Origin of the sequence: Serratia sp. 2723 (assembly GCF_050434425.1) — a bacterium.
Classification (GTDB): Bacteria; Pseudomonadota; Gammaproteobacteria; order Enterobacterales; family Enterobacteriaceae; genus Chania.
The window spans coordinates 181,002-201,609 of record NZ_JBNDIN010000003.1 but is presented as its reverse complement, the minus strand read 5'-3'; the positions used below and the strand labels follow the sequence as shown (position 1 = coordinate 201,609).

Here is a 20,608-nt window from a genome sequence, read left to right as displayed (position 1 = left end):
CCGCCAATCACATGAAATTTCCTGGTAAACGTAAATCCAAACATTATTTTCCGGTTAACGCCCGCGATCCGTTATTGCAGCAGACACAGCCTGAAAATGAAGTCAGTACCTCTTATATCGTCGGTATCGATCAGACGCTGGTGGATATCGAAGCTAAAGTGGATGACGCGTTTGTCGAGCGCTACGGCCTTAGCCTGGGGCATTCGCTGGTCATTGAAGACGACGTTGCCGAGGCGCTGTATCAGGAACTGAGCGACAACAACCTGATCACTCATCAATTTGCCGGTGGCACCATCGGTAACACCCTGCACAATTACTCGGTACTGGCGGACGATCGTTCCGTGCTGCTTGGCGTGATGTGCAGCAACGTCAAAATTGGCAGCTATGCCTATCGCTATCTGTGCAACACCTCCAGCCGAACCGATCTCAACTACCTGCAAGCGGTGGATGGGGCCATTGGCCGTTGCTTTACGCTGATTAACGAGAGCGGCGAGCGTACCTTTGCCATCAGCCCAGGCCAGATGAACCAGCTACGCCCGGAAAGCATACCGGAAGCGGTGATCGCCGGGGCAGCCGCGTTGGTGCTGACCTCCTATCTGGTGCGCTGCAAACCCGGTGAGCCGATGCCGGAGGCCACCATGCAGGCGATTGCGTTTGCCAAAAAGCATGATGTACCGGTGGTGCTGACGTTGGGCACCAAGTACGTCATTGCGGATAACCCGGTGTGGTGGCGTGACTTTCTCAAGGAACATGTCTCCATTTTGGCGATGAATGAAGATGAGGCGTTGGAACTGACCGGGCTGAGCGATCCTCTGATGGCATCGGAAATGGCGCTGGATTGGGTAGATTTGGTGCTGTGTACCGCCGGGCCAAACGGCCTGTATATGGCGGGTTATACCGAAGAGGCCAACAAGCGTGAAACTCAGCATCCGCTGTTGCCGGGGCATATCGCCGAGTTTAACCGCTTCGAATTCAGCCGTGCGATGCGTCGTGCAAGCTGCGAAAACGCGCTCAAGGTTTATTCGCATATCGCCCCGTATATGGGCGGCCCGGAAAAGATCATGAATACCAATGGTGCGGGCGACGGTGCGCTGTCTGCGCTGCTGCATGATATCGCTGCTAACGGCTATCACCGTAACAACGTGCCAAACTCCAGCAAGCATGTACGTAGTTACCTGACTTATTCGTCTTTGGCACAGGTATGCAAATATGCCAACCGCGTCAGCTACCAGGTGCTTAACCAGCACTCGCCACGTTTGACCCGTGGGTTGCCGGAGCGGGAAGACAGTCTGGAAGAGTCTTACTGGGAACGGTAATCAGCAACAACCGGTAAGAGCGCTGTTTTAGCGCCCTTACCGGCTTAATGACCTCAGATTGGGCAGGCGGGCAGCTTCTCTTCTTCCGACAACGTATCCAGCTTGAGAATATTCAACATGCTGTTGGCGATCTCGCGTTCACCCATCACCACCTGATCGGCACCCCGGTCGGAGATATAAGAAACCTCGTCGTCGTAATGAGCGCGGGCGATAATCTCCAGAGTAGGGCGCTTGGTGCGGGCCGAGGCCACGATTTCACCGGCTTCATAACCGTTGGGAATGGTCAGTAGCAGCCAGCGTGCACAGTCGAGCCGTGCCAGTTCCATGATCTCAGGATTGGCCGCATTGCCTAACACTGCCTTGATCCCTTGAGCGCGCAGCGCTTCTACGCGGGGGCGGGAGTTTTCTATCACCACCATCGAGACCCCTTCTTCGGTCAGCTTGGCCCCTAGCAGGCTGCCAACCCGACCATAACCCACGACAACGGCGTGATTGCAGATATCGACCGGGATCTGCTTCTCTTCCTCCACCGCTTCTTCCAGGATCTGATCCTCTATGGTTTCCGTCTTGGCCAGATAGCGCTCCAACAAGGTAAACAGCAGCGGGTTGAGCATGATTGACAGGATCGCCCCGGCCAGTACCAGATTACGGCCATGCTGATCCATCATGCCTAGTGTGACCCCCAATCCGGCCAGGATAAAGGCGAACTCACCAATCTGTGCCAGGCTGGCGGAAATGGTCAGCGCGGTACGCTTGGAGTGACCGAACATTTTGACCAGCGCGAAGGCCGCCACCGATTTACCAAACAGGATAATTGCCAAGGTCGCCAACACTGCCAGAGGCTGGTTGATCAGGATCATCGGGTCGAACAGCATACCGACCGAGACAAAGAACAGCACCGCAAAGGCGTCACGCAGCGGCAGCGTATCGTGCGCTGCGCGGTGGCTCAGTTCCGATTCGTTCAGCACCATACCGGCGAAGAAGGCACCCAGGGCAAATGAGACGTCAAACAGGCCGACAGCGCCATAGGCTATACCCAGCGCCAGTGCCAACACCGCCAGCGTAAACAGCTCGCGCGAACCGGTACTGGCGGTTTTTGCCAGGATCCATGGCACCACACGGCGGCCAACGATAATCATCAGCGCGATAAAGGCGATAACCTTGCCAATGGTGATGGCCAACTCGGTGAGCAGTTGCGTGGTGCTGGCGTTATCGTTGCCGAGCATATTGGCAAACGCTGGCAGCAGCACCAGGGCCAGCACCATGGCCAAATCCTCGACAATCAGCCAGCCGATGGCGATCTGCCCACGTTGGCTGTCGATCAGTTGCCGTTCTTCCAGGGCGCGCAGCAGTACCACGGTACTGGCGGTGGACAGACACAGGCCGAACACCAGGCCGGAAACCAAATCCCAGCCCATCAGTTTGGACAACCCCATCCCTAACACCGTCGCGACGGCGATTTGGGCAATGGCCCCTGGGATAGCGATATTTTTTACTGCGAGGAGATCTTTAAGCGAGAAATGGAGACCAACACCGAACATCAGCAGGATCACCCCAATCTCCGCTAGCTCCGGTGCCAATGAAGTATCGGCGACGAAACCGGGGGTAAACGGGCCGGCAAGTACGCCTGCGGCTAGATACCCTACCAACGGGGAGATGCGCAGGCGGTTTGCCAGCATTCCGAAGAGGAAGGCGAGTACTAACCCTCCAACAATAGTGGTGATCAAGGGTGTTGAATTATGCATCCATACTCCTCTGGTTGTGCTCACGGGGGTTACGAAAGGATACATTTAGTTTATTGCATTTGTGCGTTCATTGCTTAGCTAATTTGAGGTTTTATGTGAAAAACCAGACCAATCGTCTATTTTTGCAGGAGAAAGGTGAATTATGGCGTAATTGACCGGATTAAGTGGGGTTGTGGAGTAGATAACCCGGTTTAATCTTTGAGCTAAACCGGGGTGTTATAAGGGTTAATGCTGTTTATGCTCCGTATTTGGTAGCAATGCGGTGATAATGCCGATAAGTGGCAGGAATGCACAGATTTGATAAACCAGTTCGATGCTGGTCAAATCGGCGACATAACCAAGAACTGCCGCGCCTAACCCGCCCATACCGAAAGCAAAACCGAAGAATAGCCCGGAAACCATCCCCACTTTGCCGGGGATCAACTCTTGCGCATACACCAGAATGGCCGAGAAAGCCGAGGCTAGAATAACCCCGATAATTACCGTCAAAATCCCGGTCCAGTAGAGAGAAGCATGGGGTAAAGCCAGAGTAAAGGGGGCGGCACCCAGGATGGAGCCCCAAATCACATATTTACGCCCGAACTTATCACCTAAAGGCCCGCCAATGATGGTTCCTGCCGCTACGGCAAACAGGAAGGCAAACAGATGGAATTGGGCATTCTGTACTGAAACGCCAAACTTATGTATCAGATAAAAGGTGTAATAGCTGCTGATGCTCGCCAAGTAGAAGTATTTGGAGAATATCAGCACCAGCAGGATGCTTAAGGAGAACATGATGGTACGTTTTGGCAGCGGTTTGACCAGGGAAGCGGCTTTTGGCTTGCTTTGGGCAGCCCGATGTTGCTGTTGATACCATTTACTGACCTGCAACAAGACCACAATGGCCAGCAGCGCAGCCAGTGAGAACCAGGCGATATTGCCCTTGCCGTAGGGGGCGATAATCAGCGCGGCCAGCAGCGGGCCGAGGGAACTGCCGAAGTTGCCACCCACCTGGAACAGCGACTGGGCCAAACCGTGCCGCCCGCCGGAAGCCATGCGCGCGACGCGGGATGACTCAGGATGGAATACGGAAGAACCGGTACCTACCAAAGCGGCCGCCAGCAGCACCAGAGGGAAGGTGTTGGCCACCGAAAGCAGCAGTAAGCCCGACAGGGTAAATCCCATACCGATGGGCAACGAATAAGGCTGTGGGTGTTTGTCGGTGTAATAACCAATCAGCGGTTGTAGCAGCGATGCGGTGAGCTGATAGGTCAGGGTGATCATCCCGATCTGCACAAAGCTGAGGCTAAAATCGGCTTGCAAAATCGGGTAAATCGCCACGATCAGCGATTGCATCATATCGTTGAGCAGGTGAGAAACGCTGATAGCACCGAGAATAGAGAATGCTGTGCCTTTAGCCGCGCTGCTGGTTACCGGTGGAATAGCCGTTTCACTACGGTCAGTCATATTATAATTAGCCTGGTAAGTGAGAGGGGGAAGTGCCGATATCTTATAACGTTCATCTTTCGTCCGACAACGGGGGTAGCTGATTCTAATTGCTCATTATGTGCTATCGAGAGTGCCGATAAAATTCGGACCGGCGGTGCCTTTCCGACATAATTTGACGTATGTCGCAAAAATTTGAAATTAGTTGCAGCTGATTCGCGTTACAATTTCGTCCTCATCAAAAAATACCCATTATTAACAATGGAGATCTGCCATGCGCTTTTCGCTTCACACCACCGCATGTGCGTTGGCTGTTTCCCTGACGTTGTTTTCAGGAACGGTCAGTGCCTGGGAAAAGGATAAAACCTACGATATCACCATCCTGCACACCAACGATCATCACGGCCATTTCTGGCAGAACGATCACGGCGAGTACGGTCTGGGGGCGCAAAAGACGCTGGTGGACAGCATCCGTCAGGAAGTGGCGGCGAAAGGTGGCAGCGTGCTGCTGTTGTCTGGTGGGGACATCAACACTGGCGTGCCTGAGTCGGACTTACAGGATGCAGAACCCGATTTCCGTGGCATGACGCTGATCGGCTACGACGCGATGGCAATCGGCAACCACGAATTTGACAACCCGCTCAGCGTGTTGCGCCAGCAGGAGAAGTGGGCCTCTTTCCCGCTGTTGTCCGCCAACATTTATCAAAAAAGCACCCAGCAACGCTTGTTCAAGCCTTATGCCCTGTTTGAAAAGCAAGGGGTGAAGATTGCGGTGATCGGCCTGACCACCGATGACACCGCAAAAATCGGCAACCCGGAATACTTTACCGATATCGAATTCCGTGTCCCGGCACAAGAAGCCAGGCAGGTGGTAGAGCAACTGCGCAAAAATGAAAAACCGGACGTGATTATCGCCGCCACCCATATGGGCCACTACGACGATGGTAATCATGGCTCCAACGCGCCGGGCGACGTGGAGATGGCGCGCAGCCTGCCTGCGGGCTACCTGGATATGATAGTCGGTGGGCATTCACAAAATCCGGTCTGCATGGCCAGTGAAAACCACAAACAGGTGGATTACGTACCGGGTACGCCTTGCGCGCCAGATCGCCAAAACGGTACCTGGATCGTCCAGGCCCACGAATGGGGTAAATACGTAGGCCGTGCCGACTTCCAGTTCCGCAACGGCGAGCTGAAACTGATGCATTACCAACTGATCCCGATCAACCTGAAGAAAAAGGTAGAGAAAGCCGACGGCACCAGCGAGCGGGTGTATTACACCCAGCAGATCCAGGAAGATCCGGCGATGATGAAGTTGCTGACGCCGTTCCAGGACAAGGGCAAGGCCCAGTTGGAAGTGAAGGTGGGCAGCGTCAACGGCAAACTGGAAGGGGATCGCAGTAAAGTCCGCTTCGTGCAGACCAACCTTTCGCGCGTGCTGTTAGCCGCGCAGATGGAGCGTGCCAATGCAGACTTTGCCGTGATGAGCGGCGGCGGCGTGCGTGACTCGATCGAGGCCGGTGATATCACCTATAAAAACGTGCTCAAGGTGCAGCCGTTTGGCAACACGCTGGTGTATGTCGATATGAAAGGCAGCGAGGTTGAGCCATATTTGGCAGCGGTAGCCAATATGAAGGTGGATTCCGGTGCCTATGCTCAATTCGCCAATGTTAGCCTGGTGGCGGACGGCAAGGGCGTCAGCGACGTCAAGATCAAGGGCGAACCTTTACAGGCAGACAAGACCTATCGTATGGCGACGCTGAATTTCAACGCGCTGGGGGGCGACGGCTATCCGAAGATCGATACCCTGCCAAGCTACGTCAATACCGGTTTTATCGATGCGGAAGTGCTCAAGCAGTATATCGAGAAGCACTCACCGCTGGACGCGACGGCGTACGAGCCTAAAGGCGAGATCGTTTACAAGTAAGGTGACATAGGCCGTTGCAGAGGAAGGTAACGGCCTAAGTATTCAGTCCCGCTTGGCGATCTCGGCGAAGGTACCGGACAGCAAGCGGCAGAGATCGCTGGCCGCCAATTCAATATCCAACCCGCGTTTGCCGCCGGAAACGAAAATGGTGGCAAACTGCTGCGCTGGGCTGTCGATCACCGTGGGTAAGCGTTTCTTTTGCCCGAGTGGGCTGATCCCGCCAACCAGATAACCCGTCACACGTTGAGCGACTGTCGGATCGGCCATTTCGGCTTTCTTGACCCCCAACGCTTTTGCCACCTTCTTCAAATCCAGCTGGGTCGCTACCGGCGTTACCGCGACGGCCAGATTTTTTGCATCACCATTGAGGGCTACTAACAGCGTTTTGTAGACCTGTTCGGCGTTCAGCCCCAGCTTTTTTACCACCTCGTCGCCAAAGTTGGTTTCTTCGCTATCGTGGTGATACGCGTGGAGGGTGAAGGCCACCTTGTGTTTTTCAAGCAGAACCACTGCGGGTGTCATAATCTCTTTTCCAAAACAGAGGGAAGTTGTCATCGGTGGCAACGAACCGACAAAAATGGCGCCGAATGAGCAACCTGTGCCAAGTAGGATGAAAGGCAGTTGCCAATAGGTTCGTCAGGTTGCTACCCTGTCTATTGTAATCGTTAACACGGTTACAATGCGTATAACTAAAATATGAAAAATTCCTCTTTGACTGGCCAATAGCGATATTGGCCACTTTTTTATTGCGCTTGCAACATGGCCGGTAAATTGTCTTCGCCATACAGATGCAAAGCTCCGACCGCCACCACATAGTTGCCCGGCGGTAACGCTTCCAGTTTTTGCTGCCAGTGGCGATTGCGGCGGAGCATCAATACGTCGTACAGCTCGGCACTGAAGGTGGATGGCAGCGTTTCCAACGCGGTATTCGGCTTGGCGTCCAGCCACCAGCTCACCATGGTTTGCAGCAAACGGGCGTTGGTGTGCCAGTGCTCTAACGTATCGTGCAGCAGGGCCATGCCGCCTTCTGGCAACTGTTCCAGCATGCTCAGTTGTTCCTCGGCCCCTTCCAGTTCGATCACGGGCATCTGCCGCACTTTAGCGGCTTGCAATAGCTGGTAATCAACCCCGTATTCGGCGCGTAATCCTAGCCGTTGTGCCTGCCGTGCTTGCATCATTAGCGCAACTTGCCAACCGGGAAGGGCAGAGAAGCTCTCTACATCCGCCCCCAGTTCCTGGCATAGCATCCGCAACCGTTGGAACTCCTCATCGCCAAGACGCTGCTCAAGCTCGAGTTGAGGCTCAGCGTGGCCAAATGGCGAAGAGGAGCCGGTAATATCGGCCTCAACGATCAACGCATCGGCCTGGCGCAGGCGTGCGGCCAACCGGGCAGGCAGGGGCGACATATCGACGGTGCCCATATGAATGCTGCCGACCAAATGCAGTTGGCGATTTCCCGTTAGCCTGATGTCGAGGGCCGGGTAGGTGTAGCTCTGCGGGGAAATAATACCGAGAAAGGTAGCAATGCGGCGTAACAGTTGACCCATACAGCGTGGCTCCTGATCCTTTCTTCCAGCTGGCAAGATGGCCGCTGGCTTTCCCCATGCTAAACGCTAAGTGGCTGACAATAAAGCCCGAGGGCAGGTGAATTATCTCAAAAGGCCGGAGCGCGATGGTCTGCGCCCCGGTTGAGGATTACTGCTTGGGTTTAAAACGCAGCAATCGGTTGGCGTTGCTGACCACGGTAATCGAGGAGAGAGCCATGGCAGCACCGGCGACCACCGGGCTGAGCAGAGTGCCCGTCAGCGGATACAGCACACCGGCGGCTATGGGAATGCCAAGTGCGTTGTAGATAAATGCCCCGAGCAGGTTCTGCTTCATATTACGCAGCGTCGCCTTCGACAAGGCCAGCGCGTCCGCCACGCCGTTCAGGCTGTGACGCATCAGGGTGATCGCTGCGGTTTCAATGGCGATATCACTGCCGCCGCCCATGGCGATGCCGACATCGGCCTGGGCCAGAGCCGGGGCGTCGTTGATGCCGTCACCGACCATCGCTACCCGGTGGCCCTGTGCCTGCAACTGCTTGATCGCTTCGGCCTTACCATCGGGCAACACGCCAGCAATCACGCGGTCAATACCGGCCTCTTTGGCAATCGCATTGGCAGTCACCGGGTTATCGCCTGTTAACATCACCAGTTGATAGCCTTGCTGATGCAGGCGCTGTAGTGCGCTCACGCTGTCACTGCGCAACGGATCGCGGATGGCGATCAGCGCGGCAGGTTTGCCATTGGCAGCTAACAGCACCGGCGTGATACCGCGTTCAGCCTGTTGCTGCATCTGCTGCGCGAGTTCATCGGTCGCGATCTGATTCTCTTGCAACAGCTTGGCGTTACCCAGCAACAGCTGCACACCTTCAACCTCACCACTGACGCCGGAGCCGCGCAACGTACGGAACTGCTGTACCATAGGCAATGTCTGCCCTGTAGCGTGTTCGACGATGGCACGCGCCAGCGGGTGGTTAGCCCCTTGTTCCAGCGCGGCGGCCCAACGTAGGGCCTGCTGCTCATCCACCTGGTTAAAGGTGATGATTTCCACCACGCGCGGCTGACCTTCCGTCAGCGTCCCGGTTTTATCGAACACCAGCGTATCGAGATTGCTGGCCTGCTGCAGCGCATCGGCATCACGCACCAACACGCCAAACTCAGCGGCCCGGCCAACGCCAGAGATAATTGACATCGGCGTTGCCAGCCCCAAGGCGCAAGGGCAGGCGATGATCAGCACCGTGGTGGCGATCACCAGCGTGTAGACCAACTGCGGTTGCGGGCCAAAGAAGTACCAGATGGCGGCGCTGAGCAGGGCGATGGCGACTACGGTGGGCACAAATACCGCCGAGATGCGGTCCGCCAGCCTACCGATTTCCGGTTTGCTGCTTTGCGCCTGGCGCACCAGCTTGATAATGCGTGCCAGCGTGGTTTGAGTACCAATAGCCGCCGCGCGAAACAGCACGCTGCCGTCGTCTACTACCGTACCGGCATGCACCGTATCGCCGACGCCTTTTTGCTGCGGCAACGCTTCGCCGGTCAGCATGGCTTCATCGATCCACACTTCGCCCTGCACGATTTCGCCGTCAACCGGGATGCGATCGCCAGTCGTCAGGCGCAACGTCATGCCTAACTGCACCTCAGCCAGCGGGATACTTTGCTCACCCAGTTCTGTGACTAGCCTGGCGGTCGGTGGAGTGAGATCCAGCAGCCGTTCCAGCGCCTGGGAAGAACGCTGCCGCGCGCGCTGCTCCATGGCATGACCAAGGTTGATCAGGCCGATGATCATCGCACTGGCTTCGTAATACAGGTGCCGTGCCTCCATCGGGAAGAAGTCTGGCCACAGGTTGACGCTGATGGAGTACAACCAGGCGGCTCCGGTCCCCAGGGCTACCAGCGTGTCCATGGTGGCGCTGCCGTTCATCAACGATCGCCAGGCATTGCGGTAGAAGTGGCCACCGGCAAACACCATCACCGCCAGGGTAATGATGCCAACCATCAGCCACGGCCGCTGGGTTTCTGGCGTCAGCGACATGCTGCCGCCAAACACGCCCCAGGCCATCAACGGCACGCCTACCACCAAGCCTAATGCGGCCTGCCAGCGGAAGCGTTTCATATTAGCCTGTGCGGTTTGCTGTTGGCGTTCGCGGCGCTTGGTTTCGTCCTGGATCATCTCGGCGCCATAGCCGGCTTTTTCTACCGCTGCGACCAACGCCTGCGGCGTGGCCTTACCGGTGATCAGTGCGCTGCGCTCTGCCAGGTTTACCCGCGCCAGCTCAACACCGGGGACATTCTGTAACGCCGTCTGCACTTTGTTGACGCAGCTGGCACAGGTCATGCCGTTGAGCAACAACTGGATGCTGTCGTCGTCGGTCTCGCTTGCCGGAAGGGAAGAGGGAGCCGCTGCCTGGGTTTCCGGCAAGGTTGGGGCAGATTCAGTCAGCGGCTCAGTTTTTGGGTGATTGTTGGCTCCCGCCTGGCTGGCGTGATAGCCAGCATCCTCGACCGCAGCGATGAGCTGCTCTGGTGTGGCATCGCCATAGACTTTGGCGCCCTCAATGGTAACGTCGGCGGCGATCACGCCCGGCACCGCTTCCAGTGCTTTACGGGTGCTGCCCACACAATGCATGCAGGAGAGGCCGGAAAGTTGTAATTCGGTGTCTGCCTGATGGGCGATTTCTGCCTGGAAGCCCGCGGCAACGACGCTGTCAATCAGCTCGGCAGCCGGGGCTGCACCAGTGATTTTAGCGTAGTGAATGTTGACGTTGGCCTGTTCGACATCCGCGCGACTTTCCAAGGCTTTTTTCACCTTTTGTGCGCAGTTCATGCAGGAGAGTCCCTGCAACGCCAGCACGGTAGTTTGTGACATGATGATTTTCCTCGCAAAATAATGGCGGTTGGCCGCCTAGGTTCTTTTCATTAAGAATGATCTTAAACCTTCCAGCAAGGGTAAGGTCAATAGAATGTTACGTTGATAGAAAAGGATTTTTATTAACGCTGTCCACAACATGGACACACATCGACATAAGGCCCGAATTTTGCGAGTTTTTCTCTAGGGATAAAAAACCGGCTTGGAGGCTGGTTTAAGCATCTGCTGAAACCACCCTGATTTTTCTGATAGATCTGGCGGACGAGGCCCGGGAATGCCTCCACATCGGTCAAGTTGTTCAGTGACAGGTCAGCACAGATAACCTCGTGAGTATCGAACTCCATGGCCAGGTGCAGTTTTCGCCAGACGTGGCGCGTTGGGTTTTTGAAAGGGATGCTGACGTCATAGAGTATGGTTCAGCATCAGACGGGGCCACCTAGGCCCGCCCTTAAAATGTTTTACTTCATGTTGTTCGCTGACCACATCCCCGTGATTGGTCGGGAAAGCAGCGCCAGCACAGCGATAAGGCTCACTTCAATGGAGACTGACCAGCAAATGTGACCGATCAGCTCACTCCAGAACTCATACCCATTCAGGTTCCAGAGCCAGCCAGCTTCACCTGAGATATAGGCCGGATGCCTGAATCCTAGCGCCGGGATAAGTAAACCGTGCATGACCAGCGTGATCACAATACCGTAAGCCGCACCATACCAGAGCCTGATTTTGGGCGTATAAGCTGAAACCAGAACGTAAAGGCCCGCAAAGATAAAGCTGAACATCCAGTGATACAGCATTACTGCGCCGGGGATCGTTACGCCCTGGTAGACATAATCCATAGAATGGGAGTTAATCCCCAGCCAGCCAAGCCAGGCATCAATGTTAAGGGCGGGCGGCGATGCTTCACCGACGATGCGCGGCGGCATATTGGCCTCGGAACCTGACTTCACCAATGAACTGATCGCACCACCGATGAAGGTTGCCCACAAAAAAATACGTAAATTAACTTTACTACAAATGTTCATAACTCCACGTCCGTGAAAAGGAAAAATGAGCCCTGATTATACGCCACGCGCGTGTTGCGGCGTATCACTGAAAGCATCAAGATATGACAATTTTTCAGCTACATCCCCGTGAGGCGATATACGGGCTGTATTTGGTGAGCATTGGGGAGTAATGGGGGTATAATTTATCGAGTTACCACTGTCACTTGGGTGGCGGTGGGGTATATAGACCTTTTCAGCAAGGGTAAGGTCAAGGGGGATCTATTGAATATCAGCGACGTTGCCAAAAAAACCGGTTTGACCAGCAAAGCCATCCGTTTTTATGAAGAGAAAGGATTGGTGACCGCCCCGATCCGTACGGACAACGGCTACCGCAGCTACAGCGCCAGGCATATTGAAGAACTGACGTTGTTGCGCCAGGCTCGGCAGGTGGGGTTCAACCTTGATGAGTGCCGTGAACTGGTCGCGTTGTTTAACGATCCGGCGCGGCACAGTGCCGATGTCAAAGCCCGCACGCTGCAGAAAGTCACCGATATCGAAAAGCACATCAGCGAACTGGGGGAAATGCGCCAACGGCTGCTGGCGCTGGCGGAACAATGCCCTGGAGATGAAGGCGCAGACTGTCCAATCATCAATAATCTGGCAGGCTGCTGCCACCGAGGCTAGCGTATAATGGCGCGGATCACCAAGGTGGTGCCTTCGACCGCCACCACTTCAACTTCGGTGCCGATCGGCAGATCCTCGTTGCCTTGCGCGCGCCAGCTGCTGTCGGCGATATTGATGCGGCCATGGCCGTTATGCATCGGCTCTGTCAGCGTGGCGCGGGTGCCGATCAGTTGACGGTTACGCTGGTTGAGCACCGGTGAACCACTGGTTGCCGTTGGCCGCTTGCGCAGCCAGTACCACCACAGGTAGGCCACGGCAATGGTCATCACGGCAAACAGGGAACCTTGCCACTCCCAGCTCAACGCCGGCAGCAGCCAGGTAATCACCCCGACAATCACCGCAGAAACGCCGCTCCACAGCAGATAGCCGCTGGCACCGAGCATTTCCGCGGCCAACAGCAGCCCGCCTAACGAGATCCAGAACCATTGTGGGTTTGCTGCGATCTGTTCCAGCATAATTACTTACCTTTGCTATCTTTCAGCAATTCGGTAATACCGCCGATAGAGCCCAGCAGGCTGCTGGCATCCAGCGGCATCATGATCACTTTGCTGTTATTGGCAGAGCCAATCTGCTGCAATGCGTCGGTGTATTTCTGGGCTACGAAGTAGTTAATCGCCTGGATATTGCCGGTGGCGATGGCGTCCGAAACCAACTGGGTTGCCCGTGCTTCTGCTTCAGCGGCACGTTCTCGCGCTTCGGCCTGCAAGAACGCCGACTGGCGTTCCCCTTCGGCTTTCAGGATCTGCGATTGCTTATCCCCTTCGGCGCGCAGGATCGCGGCTTGACGTACCCCTTCCGCTTCCAGAATGTCGGCACGCTTGGTTCGTTCTGCCTTCATCTGGGCGTTCATCGCCACAATCAGTTCGGCCGGTGGGCGAACGTCGCGGATTTCGATACGGGTAATTTTAACGCCCCAGGGGTTGGTGGCCTCATCGACGATATGCAACAGGCGGGTGTTGATGCTATCGCGCTGTGACAGCATTTCGTCGAGCTCCATGGAACCGAGCACGGTACGGAAGTTGGTCATGGTCAGGTTAACGATCGCCTGCTCGAGGTTACTGACCTCATAGGCGGCACGAGCCGGATCGACCACCTGGATAAAGCAGACGGCATCGATCGCCACGTTGGCGTTATCGCGCGAGATAATTTCCTGGGAAGGGATATCCAGCACCTGTTCCATCATATTGATCTTGCGGCCAATGCGATCCATAAAAGGCACTACCAGGTTTAAACCCGGCATCAGCGTTTTGGTATAACGACCGAAGCGCTCTACCGTCCATTGGAAGCCCTGCGGGACAATTTTGATGCTCGAGAAGACGATAATCAGCGCGACAACGATCACGATCGGAATAATGGTAAACATGGCACAACCTCCTGTCAGACATATTGCTAGATATTACGCTAGCGGCAGGGGAATACCTAATTCATCACCAGGATAAGATCGTTTTTTGTAGAAAACGGCAACATCTCACCGCGAATGGGCCATTTTTATCAGGTTTGTCAGGAACGGCTTAACGTTGCCATGATGTGATAATGGAAACTTCTTCAGGAGCCGCGTCGAATTTGCTCAGCGTCACCGTGTTGCCATCGGTCAACAGCACACTGACCGCCATGCCGAGCACGCCGGATTGAAGATTGGTCTGCTCGATATGTCGAAGCGCTTTAAGACAAACGAATTGCTGCATCTCGGGTAAATGTTTGAATCTGTCGGTTTGGGATTTTTTCAAGAGAGTCATCCTTTGGCGGTGCCGATGATTTGGCCATCATGCAGCCGCACCATCTTGTGTTTTTGCCGGTACCAGATGGCGATGAAGACACCTTTCTGATAAACCTGCGCATACTGGTTTTCTTCGGCCAACGCGGCGGTCGTTTGCTCAATGTAGCCCTGTTTGATATCTGGTGAAATCTTGCTGTCTATGCCGGCAATTCGTGCCTGCAATGTCTTGCTCTTTGCTGTCTGTGCCTCACACTCGGCTATGCGTGACGCCGAAGAAATACAACCAGCAAGATGGCAATCTCCACGGTAGACAGTGTCTTGACCATCATTTTTTCATTCTTCGAGTTAGTCAGGATAGCACCGGGGTGTCCCTGGGTTTAATTTTGCGCGTTATCACGAAGCTATTAGCTACGTAATAACACGATATTTAGCCTGGTTTGTCGTTTTACCGAGCTGATGCTACAGAATATTCCTAGCTGTGTATCACGTTTTAACCATTATGTTGACCAATGTCAATTTTTTCTAGCTACTTGGAGTTGGTCTCAAAAATCATTTTGATGTAGCTATTAGCTCCTGGTTTGGGGTTGTAATAACCATGGGTCGGGGTTTGTGTAGCTGTGGGGGACGGAATTTATGTGCTAAACTGCAATACGTCTGTTGAGATCAATAGGAAATCGCAGGGTGGATAATCAAGCAGAGTTTAAAAGCTATCTGGAACGATTAGGCATTGAGCAGCCTGCACTGTGCATACTCTTGGGGGTGCAGCGCAGCACCCTGAATAAATGGGTGAATGGCACCGTAACTGCAATCCCGGCTATCGCCACGACCGCAGTCAAAATGCTGTGGTTTATCAAAGAGTCCGATCCGGAGCTGTTCCAGCGCTGGATGATGATCCAGGACTTTGGCGTGCCGGCAGAGTACGCCACTAATGAGAAGGCGTATGAATTCCTGCACGTGCTGAAGCGGGAGCCGTCGCCGCCGATTAAGAAACTCCGGGCCCAGGTGGCGGCCCAGAAGCGATAAGCCACCACGTTAAACCGGTAAATCAATACATTGCAGAAAGCCGGTGATACGTTCATCGCGCCGTTGGAACAGCGTGACAATTTCTTCCACGGCTTTACCACAGTCGTTACGCCAGGCGAGGGAGAGCGGTGATGGTTGCCGCTGATTGATGACGTCACGGGTGATCAACTGGCCGCTATCCAGATAGGGTTGGCACAGATTTTTTGGCAAAAAACCTACGCCCAGCCCCTGCAGGTGGCACTCTAGTTTACTACGCAGGTCTGGCACCTTGATCTCTTTTTGGCCGGGCAACAGCCAGGCAACGCGTTTTGTCAGGTTGCGCGAAGTATCTTCCACGTTGATCGCCGGGTAGCTGCGCAGCCGATCTTCATGCAGTGCCGTGTCCTGGCAGGCCGCGAGCGGATGATCTGGCGTGACCACAAAAGCCCAACTGATCCCCCCCAATTTCAATACGCTGACGTCATTAGCCAGTGATTCAGAGCCGGTGGTGCCAATGGCCAGCTGAAAATCGCCGTGCAACAACGAATCCCATACTCCCATATATACCTGACGCGAGATATGAAACTGCGTGAAAGGATAACGCTGTTGCAGGTAGGCCAACAGCCGGGCGACGCTTAGCGGGTTGTACAGCAGGTTGTTGATCACGATATTGACCTGATGCTCCACGCCGTCGTTGATCTGGCGTAGCTCATCGGGCATGGAGTCGAGCCAGTTGTGCCATTGGCGGCAACGTTCCAGCAGGTATTCACCGGCGGGGGTCAGGTTCACGCTGCGGGTGGTACGGATAAAAAGCTGTGTGCCGATGCTTTCTTCCAGCGTTTTGATGCGGTAGCTGATGGTGGCAGTGGTCTTGTGCAGTAATTCGGCTGCGCGGGAAAAGCTCTGGCATTCCGCGACTTTGATAAACGATCGAATTGTTTCGTGATCCAGCATAGCGCTTCCTTAACCGGTGCGGCCATCATTCCCCTAATGTTACACAAGAATTTACTGGCCTTAATCGTCTTGGGTTAGTCATAAAGCCGCTTATCGTGATCTTGTTCACGTTTTATTGTTATTGGCCTTCCTCTACTGAATATCGCTGCAGGTTGCAATTATGCTAAATAATTGTATTGCAGTGGCTTGTTTTTTTAATTATTTGATTATTAATTGAATATTTCCAGCTCGGCATAAAAAATGTGCAGCAGATCGTATTATGGAAAATTTTTCCAATATTAACTTTTAAATTTCAGGCGACCTGTCTAGAGTGAGACTATTCAGTAATGTTCCTTTTTGAAACGATCCTGGAGAAACTGATGGACCTGATTGCCGTTGAGTTAACGCCCGAAGCCTTTGCACCCTACGGGAATGTATTGCAGATTGAGGGGGCGCCATTTTTCCATATCAATGGTGGGAAAACAGAACGATATCATGATCTTGCCAAAGTGGAGGTGGCCGATGATCATCGGGTGCTGGTCAGCATCAACCGATCTGAACCCTGCGATCTGCCGTTGGAGTTCTCAGCGTTGGAGAAACATCCTTTGTCATCTCAGGCTTTTATGCCCATGAAGGGGGAGCGCTTTGTGGTGATTGTTGCTGAAGCCGGGGAAGGGGACGAAATTCCGCTACATACTTTGCGCGCCTTTATCACCAACGGTAAGCAAGGAGTGAATTATCACCGCAATGTTTGGCACCACCCGCTGTTTGCCTATGGTGCGATCACCGACTTTTTCACGATCGATCGTGGCGGTCCCGACAACTGTATCGTCAAATCATTGCCAGAGACTTACCGGGTTGTGCTTGGATAGCGCTGTCCCCAAGCGCATAGGCTGTTTATTATAGCGGGGAAACCTTGAGCTAAATAAAGGAAAGCCTGAATGAACGAAGTACGCAGAAAGGGAAGACCGACGACAGAAGCAGGGGCGACGAAAGGCGCGCAGGCGTTGGATCGTGGGTTGGAGATCCTGCAATTTCTGGCCAATGCCGGCGGAAGTTCGTCCGTTTCCGTGCTATCCGAGAAGTTGGAGTTACCGCTATCAACAACTTTCAGGTTATTGAAAGTACTGGAAAAATCTGAGTTTGTTTTTCAGGATCCCCAGCTTGGCTGGTGGCATATCGGCATCCAGTCGTTTACCGTCGGTGCGGCTTATATGAATGACAGAGACGTGGTTTCGGTTGCGGGCCCTTATATGCGGCGGCTGATGTTGCTATCAGGCGAAACCGCCAATCTGGCCATCAGGAATAACTTTGACGCCGTGCTGATCCGTCAATGTGAGTGCCAGGCCATGGTGCGCATGTGTGCACCACTAGGTAGCCGCTTACCGCTGCACGCATCCGGGGCGGGGAAAGCGCTGTTGTATCCGCTGGCGGAAGAGGAGATGCTGGATTTGTTCGTGCGTTCGGGGCTGCATTCTTTTACCCCGAAGACTCTGACCAGCGTAAATTTATTACGTAAGGATTTAGCGCAATCGCAGGCGCAGGGCTATACCGTTGATGCTGAAGAGCACGCTCTTGGCCTGAATTGCCTGGCTTCGGCGATTTTCGACCGTAGCAACAACGTTATTGCGGCCATTTCTATTTCAGGGCCTAGCTCGCGCGTTAGCAGCGATCGTTTCAAGGAACTGGGGGAATTGGTGCGTGATGTGGCCAACGACATCAGTACCGCGCTAGGTGAGTCGCGCAGTAAGAAAGATCACGATTAAAGTAAAGCCTGTGGTCGCGCTCGCGGCTGCAGGATGAGGATACCTCCCCGTTTATTACCTAAACGGGTTTTTTTGAACTCATTTTAAAATTGGAAAATTTTTCCAAAAATTTAGGAGAACGTTTAGATGGCAATTATGCGAGCAGTAGATGCGGCAATGTACGTGCTGGCAAAGGAAGGCGTGACTACCGCATTCGGCGTGCCTGGCGCGGCGATCAACCCTTTCTATAACGCGATGCGTCAACATGGCGGCATCAAGCACTATCTGGCGCGTCATGTTGAAGGCGCTTCCCACATGGCGGAAGGTTACACCAGGGCTAAACCCGGCAATATCGGGGTGTGTCTCGGAACTTCGGGGCCTGCGGGAACGGACATGATCACCGGGCTTTACTCCGCCTCTGCCGATTCCATTCCCATTTTGTGCATCACCGGCCAGGCTCCCCGGGCGCGTTTGCATAAGGAAGATTTTCAGGCGGTAGATATTGAATCGATCGCCAAGCCGGTCACTAAAATGGCGGTGACGGTCATGGAACCGGCGTTGGTGCCTCGCGTGCTACAGCAGGCTTTCCACTTGATGCGCTCTGGCCGCCCTGGCCCGGTGCTGATCGATTTGCCTTATGACGTGCAGATGGCCGAGATTGAGTTTGATCCGGATACCTATTCCTCGCTGGGGGCTTACAAACCGGCGGCCACTGAGGCGCAGATCGACAAAGCCCTGGACATGCTGTGTGCCGCTAGCAAACCGTTGATCATCGCCGGTGGCGGGATCTTCAACGCGGATGCGGCCGAACTGCTGCAGGAGTTGGCGGAGACCTGTAACGTCCCGGTGATCCCAACGCTGATGGGCTGGGGCTGTATCCCTGACGATCACCCGTTGATGGCAGGGATGGCTGGATTACAAACCTCACACCGTTACGGTAACGCCAACCTGTTGGATTCGGATCTGGTGTTTGGCATCGGCAACCGCTGGGCCAATCGCCATACCGGTTCGGTAGATAAATACACCGCCGGGCGTAAGGTGATCCACATCGATATCGAACCGACCCAACTTGGCCGCGTGATTTGCCCAGATCTGGGCATTGTTTCCGATGCCAAAATCGCCCTGCAAATGTTAGTGGCAAGAGCTCGTGAACGTGCGGATCAAGGACGATTGCCGGATCGCTCACAGTGGGTGGAAACCTGCCTCCAGCGCAAACAGACTCTGCTGCGTAAAACCCATTTCGATAATGTGCCAATCAAACCTCAGCGCGTATACGAAGAGATGAACCGGGCGTTTGGGCGTGATGCCTGCTACGTCACCACCATCGGGTTATCGCAGATCGCGGCGGCACAGATGCTGCACGTGTTCAAACCACGCCATTGGATTAACGCCGGGCAGGCTGGCCCATTAGGTTGGACTCTTCCTTCTGCTTTGGGCGTCTGTGCCGCCGATCCGCAGCGCAAAGTGATCGCGCTGTCGGGTGACTATGACTTCCAGTTCATGATCGAAGAGTTGGCCGTTGGCGCGCAATTCAAGCTGCCGTACATCCACGTGGTGGTCAACAACGCCTATCTGGGGCTGATCCGCCAGTCGCAGCGCGGTTTCGATATGGATTACTGCGTCCAACTGTCCTATGAAAACATCAACAACCCGGAAGGGGGCGAATACGGTGTCGATCACGTCAAGGTGGTCGAAGGGCTGGGATGTAAAGCTATCCGTGTCGTTAAGCCTGAGGATATCGCCCCGGCCTTCCAACAGGCGCAAGAGTTAATGCGTCTGCATCAGGTTCCGGTGGTGGTGGAGATTATCCTCGAACGGGTCACCAACATCTCTATGGGGACAGAGCTGGACAACGTCAATGAATTCGAACCCGTTGCCGAGTCGCCAGAAGATGCGCCGACCTCGGTCAGCTACTTTAGCTATCAGTAAGGAGCAGGCTCATGCCAAAGTTTTCAGCCAACTTATCGATGTTGTTTAATGAAGTCGATTTTATGCAGCGTTTTCGCTGTGCCAAAGAGCAGGGATTCACGGCGATTGAATATATGTTTCCCTATGATTATTCCGTGCAGGCGTTGAGGGGAGCACTGGAAGAGAATCAACTCACGCAGGTATTACAAAACCTGCCTGCCGGGAATTGGGCTGCGGGTGAGCGGGGTATTGCCTGCCTGCCAGGGCGCGAGTCCGAGTTTCGTGATGGCGTAGGTCTGGCGGTGGAGTATGCCCGTGCGTTGGGTTGTGCGCAGATCAACTGCCTGATCGGTAACCCGGATAAATCCGTCGCCCCACACAAGACCGATGAGATTGTGGTCGCTAACCTGAGCTATGCGGCAGGGGAGCTGGCCAAGGCCAATATCCGTCTGTTGGTCGAACCGATCAATAAATACGATATGCCCGCCTTCTATCTGCAAACCACTCGTCAGGCGTTGGAGCTGATGGATTGGGTAGCAAGCCCCAACCTGTTTATTCAATACGATATCTACCACATGCAGCGCATGGAGGGTGAGCTGGCCCAAACTATGGAAAAGCTGCTGCAGAAAATCGCGCATATCCAGGTCGCCGATAATCCGGGGCGTCATGAGCCGGGAACCGGGGAAATCAATTACGACTATCTGTTCCGTGCGCTGGATAAGATGGGCTACAGCGGTTGGATTGGCTGCGAATACAAACCTGCGACAACGACGGCTGCTGGCCTGTCATGGATCAAGCAATATCAACATTGAG

Annotated in this window: 19 protein-coding genes and 1 pseudogene; 8 read left to right on the top strand and 12 right to left on the bottom strand. The window is 54.4% G+C overall.

The window, feature by feature from the left end; translation table 11 throughout:
• The first annotated feature begins 11 nt into the window (after nt 1-11).
• A complete protein-coding gene (locus ABIE29_RS05895) occupies nt 12-1,316 on the top strand; it encodes an inosine/guanosine kinase (protein ID WP_429617235.1) in 1,305 nt (434 codons plus the stop codon).
• 53 nt (nt 1,317-1,369) lie between these two features.
• Here ABIE29_RS05895 and ybaL read toward each other — a convergent pair whose 3' ends face one another.
• Together ybaL and ABIE29_RS05885 are read right to left on the bottom strand one after the other, a co-directional pair.
• Nucleotides 1,370-3,061 carry a YbaL family putative K(+) efflux transporter gene (gene ybaL / locus ABIE29_RS05890; protein WP_429617234.1) on the bottom strand — a complete coding sequence of 564 codons (1,692 nt, stop codon included), beginning with the start codon at nt 3,059-3,061 and terminating at the stop codon, nt 1,370-1,372.
• Between the two features lie 225 nt (nt 3,062-3,286).
• Complete coding sequence (locus tag ABIE29_RS05885) at nt 3,287-4,507, bottom strand: MFS transporter (RefSeq protein ID WP_429617233.1); 1,221 nt, start codon at nt 4,505-4,507, stop codon at nt 3,287-3,289.
• Nucleotides 4,508-4,760: 253 nt separating this feature from the next.
• Here ABIE29_RS05885 and ushA point away from each other — a divergent pair, with 253 nt between their 5' ends.
• Nucleotides 4,761-6,413 (top strand): bifunctional UDP-sugar hydrolase/5'-nucleotidase UshA, encoded by a 1,653-nt coding sequence (ushA, locus tag ABIE29_RS05880; protein ID WP_429617232.1) that lies wholly within the window; start codon nt 4,761-4,763, stop codon nt 6,411-6,413.
• 42 nt (nt 6,414-6,455) lie between these two features.
• Here the strand turns inward: ushA and ybaK are convergent, their stop codons facing one another.
• The 5 genes and pseudogenes from ybaK to ABIE29_RS05855 all read right to left on the bottom strand — a co-directional run bounded on the left by ybaK (nt 6,456) and on the right by ABIE29_RS05855 (nt 11,845).
• Entirely contained in the window at nt 6,456-6,935 is a 480-nt protein-coding gene (gene ybaK / locus ABIE29_RS05875) for a Cys-tRNA(Pro)/Cys-tRNA(Cys) deacylase YbaK (protein ID WP_429617231.1), read from the bottom strand.
• A gap of 221 nt (nt 6,936-7,156) precedes the next feature.
• Nucleotides 7,157-7,960, bottom strand: coding sequence for a TraB/GumN family protein (locus ABIE29_RS05870; protein WP_429617230.1), 804 nt, complete (start codon nt 7,958-7,960; stop codon nt 7,157-7,159).
• Between the two features lie 148 nt (nt 7,961-8,108).
• Nucleotides 8,109-10,823: a copper-exporting P-type ATPase CopA gene (gene copA, locus ABIE29_RS05865; RefSeq protein ID WP_429617229.1), complete on the bottom strand. Its 2,715-nt coding sequence runs from the start codon at nt 10,821-10,823 to the stop codon at nt 8,109-8,111.
• A 220-nt stretch (nt 10,824-11,043) separates the two neighbouring features.
• Nucleotides 11,044-11,197: pseudogene (locus ABIE29_RS05860) on the bottom strand (transposase); the annotation flags it as partial.
• 84 nt (nt 11,198-11,281) lie between these two features.
• The gene (locus ABIE29_RS05855; RefSeq protein WP_429617228.1) at nt 11,282-11,845 is read right to left on the bottom strand and encodes a YagU family protein; all 564 of its coding nucleotides are present in this window, start codon (nt 11,843-11,845) and stop codon (nt 11,282-11,284) included.
• Between the two features lie 243 nt (nt 11,846-12,088).
• On the opposite strand from ABIE29_RS05855, the gene cueR reads away from it, so the two are divergent.
• Entirely contained in the window at nt 12,089-12,490 is a 402-nt protein-coding gene (gene cueR / locus ABIE29_RS05850; RefSeq protein WP_429617227.1) for a Cu(I)-responsive transcriptional regulator, read from the top strand.
• Here cueR and ABIE29_RS05845 read toward each other — a convergent pair.
• The 4 genes from ABIE29_RS05845 to ABIE29_RS05830 form a co-directional block, all read right to left on the bottom strand.
• Nucleotides 12,487-12,945 carry an NfeD family protein gene (locus ABIE29_RS05845; RefSeq protein ID WP_429617226.1) on the bottom strand — a complete coding sequence of 153 codons (459 nt, stop codon included), beginning with the start codon at nt 12,943-12,945 and terminating at the stop codon, nt 12,487-12,489. The genes cueR and ABIE29_RS05845 overlap by 4 nt on opposite strands.
• Nucleotides 12,946-12,947: 2 nt before the next feature.
• Nucleotides 12,948-13,853 (bottom strand): SPFH domain-containing protein, encoded by a 906-nt coding sequence (locus ABIE29_RS05840; RefSeq protein WP_429617225.1) that lies wholly within the window; start codon nt 13,851-13,853, stop codon nt 12,948-12,950.
• A 148-nt stretch (nt 13,854-14,001) separates the two neighbouring features.
• Nucleotides 14,002-14,217, bottom strand: a complete 216-nt coding sequence (locus ABIE29_RS05835; RefSeq protein WP_429617224.1) for a hypothetical protein — start codon at nt 14,215-14,217, stop codon at nt 14,002-14,004.
• A 5-nt stretch (nt 14,218-14,222) separates the two neighbouring features.
• Nucleotides 14,223-14,429 (bottom strand): hypothetical protein, encoded by a 207-nt coding sequence (locus ABIE29_RS05830; protein ID WP_429617223.1) that lies wholly within the window; start codon nt 14,427-14,429, stop codon nt 14,223-14,225.
• A gap of 459 nt (nt 14,430-14,888) precedes the next feature.
• Here ABIE29_RS05830 and ABIE29_RS05825 point away from each other — a divergent pair, with 459 nt between their 5' ends.
• The gene (locus tag ABIE29_RS05825; protein WP_429617222.1) at nt 14,889-15,230 is read left to right on the top strand and encodes a hypothetical protein; all 342 of its coding nucleotides are present in this window, start codon (nt 14,889-14,891) and stop codon (nt 15,228-15,230) included.
• Nucleotides 15,231-15,239: 9 nt separating this feature from the next.
• On the opposite strand, the gene allS is transcribed toward ABIE29_RS05825, so the two are convergent.
• Entirely contained in the window at nt 15,240-16,163 is a 924-nt protein-coding gene (gene allS, locus ABIE29_RS05820) for an HTH-type transcriptional activator AllS (RefSeq protein ID WP_429617221.1), read from the bottom strand.
• 359 nt (nt 16,164-16,522) lie between these two features.
• Between allS and ABIE29_RS05815 the strand changes: the two genes are divergently transcribed.
• The 4 genes from ABIE29_RS05815 (at nt 16,523) to hyi (ending at nt 20,607) form a co-directional block, all read left to right on the top strand.
• Complete coding sequence (locus ABIE29_RS05815) at nt 16,523-17,014, top strand: ureidoglycolate lyase (protein ID WP_429617220.1); 492 nt, start codon at nt 16,523-16,525, stop codon at nt 17,012-17,014.
• A gap of 69 nt (nt 17,015-17,083) precedes the next feature.
• A complete protein-coding gene (gene allR, locus ABIE29_RS05810) occupies nt 17,084-17,908 on the top strand; it encodes an HTH-type transcriptional repressor AllR (protein ID WP_429617219.1) in 825 nt (274 codons plus the stop codon).
• A gap of 126 nt (nt 17,909-18,034) precedes the next feature.
• Entirely contained in the window at nt 18,035-19,816 is a 1,782-nt protein-coding gene (gene gcl / locus ABIE29_RS05805) for a glyoxylate carboligase (protein ID WP_429617218.1), read from the top strand.
• A gap of 11 nt (nt 19,817-19,827) precedes the next feature.
• Entirely contained in the window at nt 19,828-20,607 is a 780-nt protein-coding gene (gene hyi, locus ABIE29_RS05800) for a hydroxypyruvate isomerase (protein WP_429617217.1), read from the top strand.
• The last annotated feature ends 1 nt before the right edge of the window (nt 20,608 follow it).